This window comes from Aeromicrobium stalagmiti (assembly GCF_013283745.1).
In the GTDB taxonomy this organism is placed as follows: domain Bacteria; phylum Actinomycetota; class Actinomycetes; order Propionibacteriales; family Nocardioidaceae; genus Aeromicrobium; species Aeromicrobium stalagmiti.
Genome location: NZ_JABSTZ010000006.1, coordinates 21,390 through 35,637, shown reverse-complemented (window position 1 = coordinate 35,637; position 14,248 = coordinate 21,390). Strand labels below are relative to the sequence as shown.

Genomic DNA, 14,248 nt, shown 5'->3' with positions numbered 1-14,248 from the left:
CAAACGGCAGTCGCGACTAGTGCCGCCATCGACAGACCCGTGACCACAAGGGCGCTCGGCAACAGTGCACAAGTGGAACCGATGCATCACCTCGCGCGTGCGTACCTGTGCGTCACTGGGTGGGGCCGGCCGACGCGGGGCCGGCCTCGTGAACACCTTGACCGCTCGGCTCCTCAGGCGCGAGGGCCGCTACGTGCACATCGCCTGGCGACAACACGCTCATCCGGTCCTCGATGCACACGGCGATTGGATCACCAGGCCCCGAATGCGATCGAATGCGGACTTCCGATTGCGTAAGCTCGACAGTGATCGGCTGTCCGCGGTAGACCATTTCGAATGCGGTGCGGGCAAGCTCGGGGGGAAGTCTTGGATGCAACCGAAGCACGTCGTTGCGGATCTCCAGCCCGGCGTAGCAACGCAGGATCAGGTCGACGGTGCCTGCCATCGCGCCAAGGTGAACCCCTTCGCGCGTCGTGCCGCCCTGGATGTCGGCAAGGTCGCTGTCCAATGCCTCGGTGAAGAGCGACCACGATTGATGCCGGTCGCCGCGAACAAGCACCCAGGAGTGCACCAGACGGCTCAGTGTCGAGCCGTTGCTGGTGCGGTTGATGTAGAAGTCGACTATGCGCGGAACGGTTTCCGGCAGCAGCGAGTAACCCATCGAGTCGAGCAGCTCGCGCAGCTCCTCAGCAGAGAACAAGTAGAAGAGCATCAACACGTCGGCCTGCTTGGAGAGCCGATAGTTGTTGGGACTGTCTCCCTCGGCGGCGAGGATCAGGTCGAGGCGTCCGATGTCGCCGTACCGTGCTCGGTAGGCCTTCCAGTCGAGCTCCGCCAACTTCTCGTAGCCCTCGAACTGGCTGATGACGCCGTCGGCGTGGAACGGCACCCGAAGCCGGTGACCGATCCGGTCCCAACGTTCTCGTTCTCCCGAGCGCAAGTTCAACGCGTCCTCCAGCGGCCCGCAGTCCTCGCCATTCAACAGATCGAGCACCGCCAACGTCCGGCCGACGAGCCATGCCACCATCACGTTGGTGTAGCTGTTGTTGCGCACGCCTCGACCCGGCGCATCGGGATAACCGTCGTGGAACTCGTCGGGCCCCATCACGCCGACGATGTCGAAGCGGTCATTGGCTGCGTCATACGTGGCCAGGCTCGCGAACAGTCGAGTGACCTCCACCATCATCTCCGCGCCCCCTTCGATGAGGAAAGTGAGGTCGGCGGTGGCCTGGTAGTACTGCCAGACGCTGTAGGCGACGGCTAGGCCCACATGGCGCTGCAGATGCGAATTGTCCGGTATCCACATCGAGGAACGCTGATTGTAAAGCTCATCGGGTGTCTCTTCGCGCCCGTCGCTGCCGCTCTGCCACGGAAACATCGCACCGTCCAACCCGGCATCACTGGCTGCGGACTGCGCCTGCTCCAAGCGGCGGTGGCGGTAGCGCAACAACGCCCGGGTCAGGTCAGGCCGACGCACGGTAAGCATGGGGTAGACGAACATCTCGTCCCAGAACACGTGCCCGCGATAGCCCTCGCCGTGCAGTCCCCGCGCCGACACACCCGCATCGATGTCGGGTCCGGCCGCAGCGACCGTCTGCAAGACGTGAAAAGTGTTCAGGTTCAACGCCAACGACGGTCGCTGGCCCGCCCCTAGGTCGACCCCGAACCGCCCCCACAGGCGTTTCCAGGCGGCCTCGTGTGTGCTCACCAGCGCAGAGGCACTCGGGGCCCGGGCAGCACGGTCGATCGCGAAGAGTTCCGGACTGGACAGGGCTGGGTCCCGGGAGGTCGCCACCGCGACGACCTTCTCGATCGTCACCGGTAGCCCCGGTTGCAATTCCAGCACCAGGTATTGTCCCGCGAATGCGGGATCGCCGTCGAGTGGTTGACGCTCCACCTGGAGGACGTCTGAAGATTCAGAGCTCAGCCGGGTTCGGGAGGCCATGGCGATGTGCACGCGGGACTGGCTGGTGACCATGTGCAGCAGCACCGTTTCTGTGCCGACCTCCTGGGCAGCGACCGGTTCCAGGTGCTTGTCGGCGAGCAGCCGGTCTGCGGCGACGTTGCTGTTGGACACCCGCCCATCGATGCCGGAGTGCACGACCAAGCGGCCGGACCAGTCCTCGGCCTCCACGGTGGTCTCGAGCACTGCGAGATGCTTTTGGACCAGGTGTATCAGCGAGATCGAGCTCACTCGTGTGGTGTGGCCGTCGACGTCGCGGAAACGACAGACTCGGGTCACCACCCCGCGCCGTAGATCAAGCCGCTGGGACGAGCTGATCATGTCCGCAGACCCGGGCAGATACGGCGGACCGCCTGGTGGGCCTACGGTGAGTGAGGCCCAGTTGGGGGCATTCACCATATGCTCGTTCTCGACCATCCGGCCGCCGATCTCGCTGCGAAGCCGGTTGTAGATCCCCGCTAGGTAGGTCCCGGGGTAGTGGACGCCGTCGGCAGTACTGCCCGGTGCGGATCCGCGAGTTCCCCAGTAGCCGTTTCCCAGCGTCAACAGGGCTTCACGGGTTCCTTCCAACTCAGGGTCGAACCCGTCGAAGACCAGATTCCATTGGTCCGTACCGACCGAGGCGCCGGCGCACCAGCGTTCTGAAGAATTGGCGATCGCGGTGTCCGCGCCGACCGTGTCAGACCGGTTTGAGCGCCGAGTCATGCCGGGTTCCCGCCCCCGTACGGCCACGTCCAGTCGGTGATCGCCGGGTCGTCCTTCCCGTGAGCACGGGTATAGGCCCGGGCTCGCAGTCGTTCATCGATCATCCGCTGGCGCAAGTGTCCCGCCGCAGCGCCAAGGTCTGGCCCTCGGTCGATGACATCCATGACGAGGTGGAAACGATCTAGATCGTTCAACATCACGATGTCGAAGGGGGTGGTGGTGGTGCCTTCCTCCTTGTAGCCGCGCACATGGATGTTGGCATGGTTGGTTCGCCGATAGGTCAGTCGATGAATCAGCGAGGGGTAACCGTGGTAGGCGAAAATGACCGGCCTGTCGACGGTGAACAACGCGTCGAATTGCGCGTCGGACAGACCATGTGGGTGTTCGGTGTCGGGCTCCAGCCGCATCAGGTCAACCACATTGACGACCCGCACCTTCAGCGAAGGCAGGTGCTCACGAAGCAAGGCCGCAGCTGCGAGAGTCTCCAGGGTCGGAACGTCCCCGGCGCACGCGAGCACCACATCCGGCTGCCCGAAAGCTGTAGGCCCGTCGGCATCGTCACCCTCATCGTTGCTGGCCCACTCCCAGATCCCAAGGCCTCGGGTGCAGTGCGTCACCGCTTCATCGATCCCCAGGTAGGACAGCGTCGGCTGCTTGCCGGCAACGATCAAATTGACGTACTGGCGACTGCGCAGACAGTGGTCCGCCACAGACAGCAGCGTGTTGGCGTCCGGCGGAAGGTAGACCCGCACGATCTCCGCCTTCTTGTTGACCAGATGGTCGATGAAGCCCGGGTCCTGGTGCGAGAAGCCGTTGTGGTCCTGACGCCACACATGGGACGTCAGCAGGTAGTTCATCGACGCGATCGGACGGCGCCAGGGGATGTCGTTGGTGACCTTCAGCCACTTTGCGTGTTGATTGACCATGGAGTCGACGATGTGGATGAATGCCTCATAGCAGGAGAAAAGGCCGTGACGTCCGGTGAGCAGATAGCCCTCCAACCATCCCTCGCACAGGTGCTCGGAGAGCACCTCCATCACACGTCCCGACGTGGCCAGATGTTCATCAGTGGGAAGGGACTCGCCCTCCCACACGCGGTCGGTCTGTTCGAACACTGCCCCCAACCGGTTGCTGTTTGTCTCATCGGGACCGACCAGCCGGAAGTTGTGCGGATTGTCACGGATCACGTCACGCAGAAACGTGCCCAACACGCGGGTGGCCTCGTGCAGCACCGTTGCCGGTGCGTCGACCGCAATGGCATAGTCGCCGAAGTTCGGGAGTTTCAAGGGTTGCAGCAGCTCACCGCCATTGGCATGCAGGTTCGCGCTCATCCGGGCACGTCCGGTGGGCGCTAGGGCCGCGAGATCCGCGATCAGCGCTCCTGTTTCGTCGAACAGCTCCTCGGGGCGGTAGCTGCGTAGCCAGTCCTCAAGTTGACGTAGGTGCTCAGGATTGTCCGCCAGGTTTGCAAGAGGCACCTGGTGGGAACGCCAGGTGCCCTCGGTCGGGAGCCCGTCGACCTCCTTCGGGCCAGTCCAACCCTTCGGGGTGGCCAGCACGATCACGGGCCAACGCGGTCGCTGTTGCTCACCCCCCTCGCGAGCCGCCAGCTGGATCCTGGCGATCTCGCTCACCGCCTCGTCGATCGCGGCCGCCAAATCCTGATGGACCTGGGCCGGGTCGTCTCCTCTGACCAAGTACGGCCGATGGCCGTAGCCCTCGAGGAGTGCCATCAGCTCAGTGTCCGGGACACGCGCCAGCACCGTGGGGTTGGCGATCTTGTAGCCGTTGAGGTGCAGGATGGGCAGGACCGCGCCATCGTTGACCGGGTCGAGGAACTTGTTGGAATGCCAGCTTGCGGCCAACGGCCCGGTCTCGGCCTCACCGTCGCCCACGACACAGGCGACCAACAAGTCGGGGTTGTCGAACGCAGCACCGTAAGCGTGCGCGAGGGAATACCCCAGCTCGCCGCCCTCATGAATTGAACCGGGCGTTTCCGGGGCAACGTGGCTCGGGATGCCGCCGGGGAAGGAGAACTGCCGGAACAGTCTTCGCAGCCCCTCGTCATCTCTGGTGATCTCGGGGTAAACCTCGCTGTAGGTGCCCTCGAGATAGGCGTTGGCCACCAGGCCCGGCCCACCGTGACCGGGCCCGATCACATACATCGCGTTCAATCCCCGTTCGACGATGAGCCGGTTGAGGTGGGCATAGATCAGGTTCAATCCCGGTGTCGTCCCCCAGTGCCCCAAGAGCCGAGGCTTAACGTGTTCCAGGAGCAGCGGTTCGCGCAGCAGCGGGTTGGCCAGCAGGTAGATCTGTCCCACCGACAAGTAGTTCGCTGCCCGCCAGTACGCGTCAAGCAGCTGCAGATCATTGGACGTGAGCGGGACCGAGCCGTCTTGGCGGACGGTGCTGGCCGATAGTGGCGGTTGAGTCTCGGTCATCGATGCTCCAAGAGTTCGTAGGTAGTCGCACTATTGCCAGTAGCCTTCACAGAATCACGAAGTCGTCCTGGACCGACAAAGTCGGAGGTCCCGTGCCGTCGCCGAAGGTCCCACCATGACCTCACGAGAGACTGCCTGTGCACTCATCCGCTCAAGACCTGTGTGCCGGAGCTTCCGTCTATGACGCCGGCTGCCTCATCCAGCGATCCGATTGCGGCGCGCCCGCCCGTCGCTTTCACGAAGCGGCAAGCGGCCGCGACCTTCGGCCCCATCGACCCAGCGGGAAAGGTCAGGGCTTCGAGACCCGCAACCGTGATCTCACGGATCGGCTGTTGCGAAGGCGTACCGAAATCGGTGAGAACAGCAGAGACATCCGTCAGCATCACCAGGACGTCCGCGTTCGTGACCTCCGCGATCAACGCGGCGGTGAAGTCCTTGTCCACGACCGCGTCGACCCCCTCCAGGCCACGAGGGCCTTCGATTACCGGCACCCCGGCTCCTCCTGCGAGGATCACGGTGACCCCGTTCCGGAGCAGCATCTCGGCGATCCCGATCTCCACGATGCGATGGGGCATCGGCGACGCGACCACCCTTCGCCAGCCCACGCCGTCGGCGCGCACGCTCCAGTCGTTGGTCCGGGCGAGCTCGCGGGCCTCGTCCTCGGAGTACACGCTGCCGACGAACTTCGTCTTGTCCCTAAACGCAGGATCCTCGGCGTCCACCACAGTCTGTGTCACCAAGGTGACGATTTGCGACACGAGCCCAGCGTTGGCCAACCCCTGTTGCAACCAGTAACCGATCAGCCCTTGGGTCTCGGCCACGAGGTCGCTGAACGCATACGGGCGGGTGAGAGACGTGTCCGATCCACTCTGCAGTGCGAGCATCCCTACCTGCGGGCCGTTGCCGTGAACAAGTATGAGCTCGTGATCGGTCGCCGCCTTTGCCAGAGCGGGCGACGCGTGCGCCACATGACCGATCTGAATGTCTGAGTCCGGGCGTTCGCCCCGACGCAGCAAGGCGTTGCCACCCAGGGCAACCACGAGGCGCCCCGCCTCACTCATGGTGGTTCGCGACCAAGAGGGCTCGATCGTGGACCTGCGTCATGAACTCTCCTCGGTTAGTACGGAGGAGAGCGCCGCGCCGACCCTTGCGTAAAGGGTCGCGACGCGCTCTCCATCCGGCCCTTCTCAGCATTCACTCGCCACAGCCCATCCTCCAGTGCCGAAGGTCCCACGCGACCGGGATTTCACCGCGGCACTCATGCACCCGCCGGGCTGGGTCCGGCCAATCACCGGCATGAGCGATTCCGGCCTCCAATTTCACGCCGTCCCGCGACACGAGTCGCAACTGACCCATCGGCTCTACTTTCGATGGACCAGTTGCATTGCTTCCAGACCAAGACGCACCTCCGCGAGCAAGACTTGCGTACACAGCACGTCAAGCCACGGTTGCTGCATCGTGCTGACGAAGGGTGTCCCTTCCCGCGACCCATTCGACGTATGACGTGACGCCCATCATGCCCAGCTCGGCGTGGTAGATGTTGTGGCAATGGATCATCCACTGGCCGGGGTTGTCGGCCTGGAACTCGATGCTCTGCCGCCCCATGGGTAGCACGTTGACAGTGTCCTTGCGCAGTCCGGAGCCTTCTAAGGCAAAGGTGTGTCCGTGCAGATGCATAGGGTGGAACATCATCGACCGGTTGGTCATCGAGATCCGCACCCTCTCTCCCTGCCTGACTTCGAGTGGCTCATGCTCGGCGAAGGTGCGGCCGTTGAGCAGCCACTGGCGCCCGCCCTCGCCCGACTGCAGCGTCAGGTCCATTGAGCGGTCCACGGGCCGGGACGGCAACCGAACCTCGTCCGTTGGGCTCAGATCGGCGTAGGCCAGAAGTCGTCCGCCGAGCTGCGGCACGGTCCTCGGGTCTGTAGATACAGCACCGGAGGAGGTTCGCAGCACGGCCAGCGCTCCAGGGTCGTTCTTCTTGCCCTCGGGGACGGCGGCAATCGCGAACACACCGTCATTCGCGGTGACCTCGACGTCGTACCGCTCACCCATGCCGATCACGAGCGCGTCGACGGTGACCGGTTTGGTCGCGAAGCCGTCGGCGTGGGTGACGGTCAGCGCGTGGCCGGCGATAGCGAACCGGTAGGCGGTGTCTCCCCCTGCGTTGATGAGGCGCAGTCGGACGCGCTGGCCGGGTCTGGCCCTCACCGTGTCGGGGTCCGCGGGGAGGCGTCCGTTGATGAGGTGGCCCGGGTAGGCGACGTCCCCGGTGTCAGCGCCCAGTGGCTCGTCGGGTGTGGTGCCCATACCGCCCATGGAGCCCATGGAGCCCATGCAGTTGCGACGGAAGTCGGCCAAGATCGCCGACGGACTCTTGCCCCAACCGTCGGTCCAGTCATCGAGCACCAGGACCGCCTCGACGTCGTAGGCACCGCGTTCGTTCGGGTCGTCAACGATGAGCGGGCCGTACAGGCCGGTGTCGAGCTGGGCGCCGACGTGAGGGTGGTACCAGTAGGTGCCGGGATCGGGGACCTTGAACGAATAGACGAATTCTGCACCCGGCTTCACCGGCGGCATCGTCAGGCCGGGCACCCCGTCCATGTCGTTGCGCAGGGCGAGTCCGTGCCAGTGAACGGTCGTGTCGATCGGCAGGTCGTTGCGCAACCGCACCTCAAGGGTGTCACCCGTGTTGACCCTGATCAGAGGGCCATGGACCGAGTCGCCGTACGCGAAGGTCTTGACCACACGACCACCCAGGTCGATCTCGGTCGAGCGGGCGACAAGTGTCTTACGGACCACATTGCCTGTCGACGGGCGCGCCCGCTCAGCGGCTCCCACAACGGCGCTCGTGGCGCTGATCGCTGCAGGGCGGCTGCGCAACAGGTAGGCGGTACCGCCACCGCCCAAGACCACGGCTGCGGCAAACCCGCCTCCGATGAAGGTTCGACGGCTGACCGGCCGGCGGGTGGGACCTATCGATGGTGCGGGTTCGTCATGCATCGGTCGTCAGCTGCGCAGCGCGCTGAGCCGCGATTGATACTCGGCCTGATCGATGTCGCCCCGGGCCAACCGTTCCGCGAGGATTCGCTCAGCGGACTCCGTCGTACTCCTTGGAGCCTCAGGCGCCGAGCTGCCGGTGGCCATCGGGTTCGAGCGTACGAACCACACGATCCCCACTGCGATCAACGCCCAGAATCCCAGCATCCCCAGCATCATCGCGAAACCCCATCCCCCATCCATGTGTCCGTTGTCCCAATACATGTCATCAGCCCTTCCGCGCAGGTCCGGCACTGCGCTACGGACCTTGATCACCAGAATGCTCCCGCCCCGCAACTGCTCCTAGAGTCGAACGACCCCCTGGTGAGGGACGTGGTACTCACGCGCGGCAATCCCAAGGGGCCTCATCACCGGAAAGACGCGCCATTGCGACGTACCTGATCGTCGACACCATGCAGGTGCCCCGGGCCGTGACCGGCGATCCCTTGCTGCGTGAGTGCCACACGCATGCTGATCAGCACAAGCACGATCCCTGTCAACGTCAGGAGAGAGGGACGTTCGCCTAGCACGGCGATGCCGACGACAAGTCCGAATACAGGCACGAGGAACATCCACGGGGTCAGCGTCGACAGCTCGCACCGCTGGGTCTCCACGAACCACGCGAGCGTTGTCGCAGCGGTGGCGACGAGGCCCAGAAACGCGAGGACCACCACGAACCGCAGAGTCCAGTCGATGTGCGGAACACCTTCCACGAACGCGGCGGCGAGAGCCAGAACCAAACCGCCGAACAGGAAGTGCGCTGCACTCGCCACCACGATGTCCACAGGTCCCAGATAGCGAACCATCAAGGTCCCGGCGGTCACTGCTGAAGCGGCCACCAGCGACAACACGGCCCCTTGCCCGCCGCCACCGGGCACTGCGACGATCAACAACCCTCCGAAGCCCAGAGCCAGCGCGCTGCCGGTGCGTATCGATACTCGCTCGCCGTACAGCCACCACGCAGGCAACAGGATCAGCAACGGCTGGGCGTTGGCCAGGACCGCCGCAGTGCCTGTGGCCAAGCCGGCAATGCCCGCGAACATCGCCGCGAACGCCAAGCTCACGTTGACCAGACCCAATGCGCCGATGGCACTCCAGCTCCGGATCGAACGCGGCAGCGGCCGATGCTGGACGGCTGCGACGAGCGCGAGTGCCACCCCGCCGAGCAGCGCTCGCATCGACGCGAACCACAGCAAGGGAGCGTCGCGCAGACCCCACCGCACGCCGATGAAACACATCCCCAGCGCAACGGTGATCCACAACATGCGCAAAGGCGCCGGTCGACGCAGCGGCGACTCCTTCGTATGCATCTTGGCACCGACGTGTCGGATCATGCTGTCCCGCTTCCGAGCGGACCGGCACTCGTGACCGACAAGTCGGGGGCTGTTCGTGACGCCAAGGTCTCCCTGCACGCCTGCATCGGGCCGCTGAAATGCAGATAGATGAGAAGGCTCAGAATCGCCGCGTAGAAGCACCACACGGAGACGAACGTCGTGATCGAGACACATGCGGCGACCACAGCCAGGATGAACGCCAGAATCCCAGAAACTTTGTCGCACCGGTGGCTGGAGAACAACCCGCTGACACGTGTGGCCATTAGATACGCGGCAAGCACACCGGCGATGTAGAAATGCGGCGATTCATATAGGACGCTGCCTTGCTCCGCCTGAGCGGTGACGGGGAACCGGATCTCTGGCGTCGGTTCAACGCACATCGGTTTCATGGGGTGCACCTTCAGAGTTCTCTGACGGAGCCCTGGCCGCCTGCTGGGTCGTCGTTTCTGGTGGCTCTGGCAGCCGGAGACGTTTAAGGGTCAGCGCGTTCACTGCGACCAGGAGGCTCGAGCCCGCCATTGTGATCGCGGCTATCTCTGGCCGCAGTACCAACCCGAAGGCCGGTTCGAAGACGCCAGCGGCAATCGGCAGGGCTACGGCGTTGTAGCCGACCGCCCAGAAGAGGTTCTGTTTCATCTTACGCACCGTGCCACGGCCGATCCGCAACACCACCACCACATCGAGGGGGTCCGAGCGCATCAGAACGACATCAGCTGTCTCCACCGCCACATCCGTGCCGGCGCCGATAGCAATACCGAGGTCAGCCTGAGCCAACGCCGGAGCATCATTGACGCCATCTCCGACCATGGCGACCCGATGGCCGGCAGCGGCGAGCTCCTTGACCTTTGCTGCCTTGTCGCCAGGGAGCACGTCGGCAATGACGGTAGTCACACCCAGTTGCGATGCAATTCGCTGTGCCGTCGCGAGGTTGTCGCCAGTGAGCATGACCACCTCCACCCCCAGCTCGCGCAGCCCTTCGACGGCGGCCGCGGAGGTGGGTCGCACGGCGTCCGCTAGGCCGATCACCGCAACAGCACGGCCGTCGATCGCGACGAGCACGGCCGTCTTGCCACTACCGGCGAGCTCCTTCTGCCGAGCGCCGAGCGTTCCTAAGTCGACAGACTCTGCCACCATCAAAGGCAGGTTGCCGACCGCAACCCGGTGGCCCTCGACGGTCGCAACCGCGCCCTTGCCCGGCACATTGGCGAAGTCTGTAGCAACGAAACGGGTGGCCCCTGCGGCCTCGGCGTGACGGACCACGGCCTCGGCCAGAGGATGCTCAGATTCTCGTTCCACCGCGGCGATCAGGGCCAACGCGTCGGTCTCGGGCATCCCCTCAACGGTCAGATCGGTCACTTCCGGCGCACCCAGAGTCAGCGTGCCGGTCTTGTCCATCACCACCACGTCGATCTTCTTCGCCGTCTCGATCGCGGTGGCATTCTTGAACAACACTCCGCGTTCTGCTCCGAGCCCGGTGCCGACCATGATCGCGGTCGGGGTCGCCAAGCCCAGCGCGTCTGGGCAGGTCACCACCACCACGGTGATCGCGAAGAGGAGCGCCACGCTCACAGGCACGCCGGCCAGAAGCCAGACCAGGAATGTGCCCACCCCTCCGACCAGAGCCACGAAGACCAGCCAGAACGCCGCCCGATCGGCGAGTCGTTGTCCCGGCGCCTTGGAGTTCTGTGCCTCCTGAACCAATTTGACGATCTGCGCAAGGGCCGTGTCAGCACCCACCTTGGTGGCGCGAACGCGCAGCGTCCCTGTTGTGTTGATGGTGGCCCCGACGACCTCGTCGCCGAGGGCTTTGTGGACCGGGAGGCTCTCGCCGGTGACGGTGGACTCATCGACGTCGCTCTGTCCGTCCTCGACCACACCGTCGGACGCGATCTTCGAACCCGGACGGATCAGCAGCAGGTCTCCCACGACGACCTGATCGGTGGGAATCTCCACCGGCTCACCGTCGCGGAGCACCACGGCAACGGGCGGTGCCAGTTTCAAGAGAGCACGGACGGCCTCGTTGGCACCACCACGCGCGCGCATCTCAAAGTAGTGACCCAGCAGGACAAATGCCGTCAAGATGGTCGCTGCCTCGTAGAACACCTCACCGCCGCCGGTCAGCGTGACGCCGACGGAGTAGATCCATCCGGCGCCCACGGCCACTGCAACAAGCACCATCATGTCCAGCGTCCGTGCACGCAAAGCCCGGTAGGCCCCGGCAAAGAACACCTGCGCGCTGTAGAAGATGACCGGCAGGCTCAGAATCAGCTGGAACACGTCATCGCGGAGCCCGAACGGCGCGGGAACGGAGAAGTTCAGCACGTCGCGTCCGATCATCGACCACAAGGTGATCACGACCCCGAAGACCGCAGCCACCAAGAACCGGTTGCGCATGTCGCGAACCATGGACGCCATCGACATCTCACCGTGCCCGCCGTGTCCCATCACATCGCCTGGACTGCCCGTTCGAACCGCGGTCCCGGCGCCAGCGCGCTGGTCGTGACCAGTGTGAGCCTCATGTCCGGCACGGGATGCGGAACTGTTCGCCGGCTTGGCATCAGCGACGACGGGAGCGCACAAGTGGTCCGGTACAGATTCGCCGCGACAGTGGTATCCACACTCCTCGATCCACGCCGCGAGCGCCTCGATGCTGGTCGCGGCCGGGTCATACGTCACTGTCGCGGTCTGAGAAGTAGGGTTGGCCGCGACGTCCAGCACACCTGGTCGGCGGCGCAGTTCAGCTTCCACCACGTTCTTCTGAGAGGCCCAGTGCAGACCGTCAAGCTCCAGCACCACGCTTCGCGAGGAGGATCCATGGTCTTGCATCATCAACTTCTTCCTTCGGTCGAAGAGATCGCAACGACGAGACAATCAACGGCACGAGAGTTCTGTTGCATTTGTGCCCGGCAAAAGGGCGAAAGACCTGCGCGTCAGGGGTGATCGACGCGTGGGTCCGTTTCATCGACGTGATCAGGATGTGTTGGTGCAGCAACCTGCTTCTTGCCATCGGGATGACCCGACTCGCCGTGCATTCCACGCATCATCATGAACATCATCAGCGGACAAACCAGAAGGAAGATCAAAAAGAGCGGCGAAATGCCAGCCCACAACGCCACCGCACCGACTCCCAGTGCAGCGACGGCGTATATCAGATATCTGTTGTTGTTCATGATTCACTCCAGTACGTGATCCGGGACCGTCCCGTCTGAGCCCTACGTTCGCAGTCTTCGCCGTGGCGCGGCAGGGCCCATGGTCCTACTACTGCCAGCCGTTGGTCCAGCAGCCCGTCTCCATTTCATTCGTCGCTGCGACGGGACGAGCGGATCACCTGCTTGCACTCGTACAGATCGGGTCTGTCCGGAATTTTGTGTAAGTGACATGGCGTGATGTCCCCGGCGTTGGTTCGGGGCGGATTGAGAATCACGGACATGAACGAGCATGAAGAGCAGTACGAGGATGGGTCGCAGTGGTCGGCGAATCTGCCGGCGATGGCCGGTCCTGACATGACGGATCTGGCTCAGCAGCTGGTGGCTGCGGCGGCGAACAAGGGTCTTGATCTGACGGGCGAGAACGGGTTGTTGACGGCGTTGACGAAGCAGGTCCTGCAGTCGGCGCTGGAGGTCGAGATGGCCCAGCATCTGGGCTATGACAAGCATGACCCCGGTGGCAGGAACCGGGGCAACTCGCGCAACGGGTCGACGCCGAAGACGATCACCACGGACGTCGGCAAGGTGACCGTCGACGTCCCGAGGGACCGGCATGGGTCGTTCGAGCCGCAGATCGTCCGCAAGCACCAGCGCCGGCTGGCGGGGTTCGACGAGGCTGTCATCAGCCTGTATTCCAAGGGCATGACGACCGGTGACATCAGCGCCCACTTGTCGGAGGTTTATGACACCGACGTCTCGCGGGGGCTGGTCTCGAAGGTCACCGAAGCTGTCGTCGAGGACATGAAGAAGTGGCAGTCCAGGCCGCTCGACCCGGTCTATCCGGTGATCCTGATCGACGCGATCGTGCTCAAGATCCGCGACGGTCAGGTCGCGAACAGGCCGGTATATGTGGCGTTGGGCATCAGCGTCGACGGGTTCCGCGACGTCCTGGGCCTCTGGATCGGGCCGTCTGGGGGTGAGGGCGCGAAGCAATGGATGAACATGCTGACCGAGCTGAAGAACCGTGGCATCCTCGACGCATGCATTGTCTGCTGCGACGGCCTCAAGGGGTTGCCCGAGGCGATCGTGGCGACCTGGCCCCAGGCAACGGTGCAGACCTGCGTGGTCCATCTGGTCCGCAACTCACTTCGGTATGCGTCCAGGAAGTACTGGGCCGAGATCGCCAAGGACCTCAAACGGATCTACCACTCCGCGACACTGGATGCGGCCGAGGCCGAGCTCGAGAACTTCGCGGAGAAGTGGGAGCACAAGTATCCGGCGATGGTCGGGTCGTGGCGCCGCGCATGGCCGGAGTTCATCCCGTTCCTGGACTTCCCGATCAAGGTCCGAAAGCTCATCTACACGACCAATGGGATCGAGTCGCTGAACGCCCGCTTCCGTCACGCGACCCGCAGGCGGGGACACTTTCCCGACGAGCAGTCAGCACTCAAAGTGCTCTATCTGGCCTGCATCCAACGCGAGCACAACAGGCCGAATCCGACCGGTCAGATCTCCGGCTGGAAGGCCATCCTGAACACCCTCGCCATGACCTATGGCGAGCGACTCGAAGCAAACTAGCCATGACCACTTACACAGAAATCAAGACAGTCCCCCTTC

The 14,248-nt window shown here is 64.1% G+C and carries 10 protein-coding genes; 1 reads left to right on the top strand and 9 read right to left on the bottom strand.

Features of this window, described 5'->3' with window-relative positions:
- Positions 1 to 112 precede the first annotated feature (112 nt).
- The 9 genes from HQK15_RS17630 to HQK15_RS17590 form a co-directional block, all read right to left on the bottom strand.
- Positions 113 to 2,668: a glycoside hydrolase family 65 protein gene (locus HQK15_RS17630; RefSeq protein ID WP_173492820.1), complete on the bottom strand. Its 2,556-nt coding sequence runs from the start codon at positions 2,666 to 2,668 to the stop codon at positions 113 to 115.
- Positions 2,665 to 5,112: a phosphoketolase family protein gene (locus HQK15_RS17625; protein WP_173492819.1), complete on the bottom strand. Its 2,448-nt coding sequence runs from the start codon at positions 5,110 to 5,112 to the stop codon at positions 2,665 to 2,667. The genes HQK15_RS17630 and HQK15_RS17625 overlap by 4 nt, the downstream gene beginning before the upstream one ends.
- 143 nt (positions 5,113 to 5,255) lie before the next feature.
- On the bottom strand, positions 5,256 to 6,173 hold the full coding sequence (locus HQK15_RS17620) for a carbamate kinase (protein ID WP_173492818.1): 918 nt from the start codon (positions 6,171 to 6,173) through the stop codon (positions 5,256 to 5,258).
- 376 nt (positions 6,174 to 6,549) lie between these two features.
- Positions 6,550 to 8,115, bottom strand: a complete 1,566-nt coding sequence (locus HQK15_RS17615) for a multicopper oxidase family protein (RefSeq protein ID WP_173492817.1) — start codon at positions 8,113 to 8,115, stop codon at positions 6,550 to 6,552.
- 6 nt (positions 8,116 to 8,121) lie between these two features.
- On the bottom strand, positions 8,122 to 8,427 hold the full coding sequence (locus tag HQK15_RS19205) for an SHOCT domain-containing protein (protein ID WP_217361831.1): 306 nt from the start codon (positions 8,425 to 8,427) through the stop codon (positions 8,122 to 8,124).
- 92 nt (positions 8,428 to 8,519) lie between these two features.
- The gene (locus HQK15_RS17605) at positions 8,520 to 9,485 is read right to left on the bottom strand and encodes a DMT family transporter (protein WP_217361830.1); all 966 of its coding nucleotides are present in this window, start codon (positions 9,483 to 9,485) and stop codon (positions 8,520 to 8,522) included.
- On the bottom strand, positions 9,482 to 9,874 hold the full coding sequence (locus tag HQK15_RS17600; RefSeq protein ID WP_173492816.1) for a DUF6629 family protein: 393 nt from the start codon (positions 9,872 to 9,874) through the stop codon (positions 9,482 to 9,484). Before HQK15_RS17600 ends, HQK15_RS17605 begins: the two co-directional genes overlap by 4 nt.
- A complete protein-coding gene (locus HQK15_RS17595; RefSeq protein ID WP_217361829.1) occupies positions 9,855 to 12,314 on the bottom strand; it encodes a heavy metal translocating P-type ATPase in 2,460 nt (819 codons plus the stop codon). The genes HQK15_RS17600 and HQK15_RS17595 overlap by 20 nt, the downstream gene beginning before the upstream one ends.
- Before the next feature lie 101 nt (positions 12,315 to 12,415).
- Positions 12,416 to 12,655, bottom strand: a complete 240-nt coding sequence (locus HQK15_RS17590; RefSeq protein WP_173492815.1) for a DUF2933 domain-containing protein — start codon at positions 12,653 to 12,655, stop codon at positions 12,416 to 12,418.
- 318 nt (positions 12,656 to 12,973) lie between these two features.
- Between HQK15_RS17590 and HQK15_RS17585 the strand changes: the two genes are divergently transcribed.
- The gene (locus HQK15_RS17585; RefSeq protein ID WP_437340256.1) at positions 12,974 to 14,209 is read left to right on the top strand and encodes an IS256 family transposase; all 1,236 of its coding nucleotides are present in this window, start codon (positions 12,974 to 12,976) and stop codon (positions 14,207 to 14,209) included.
- Positions 14,210 to 14,248: the final 39 nt, after the last annotated feature.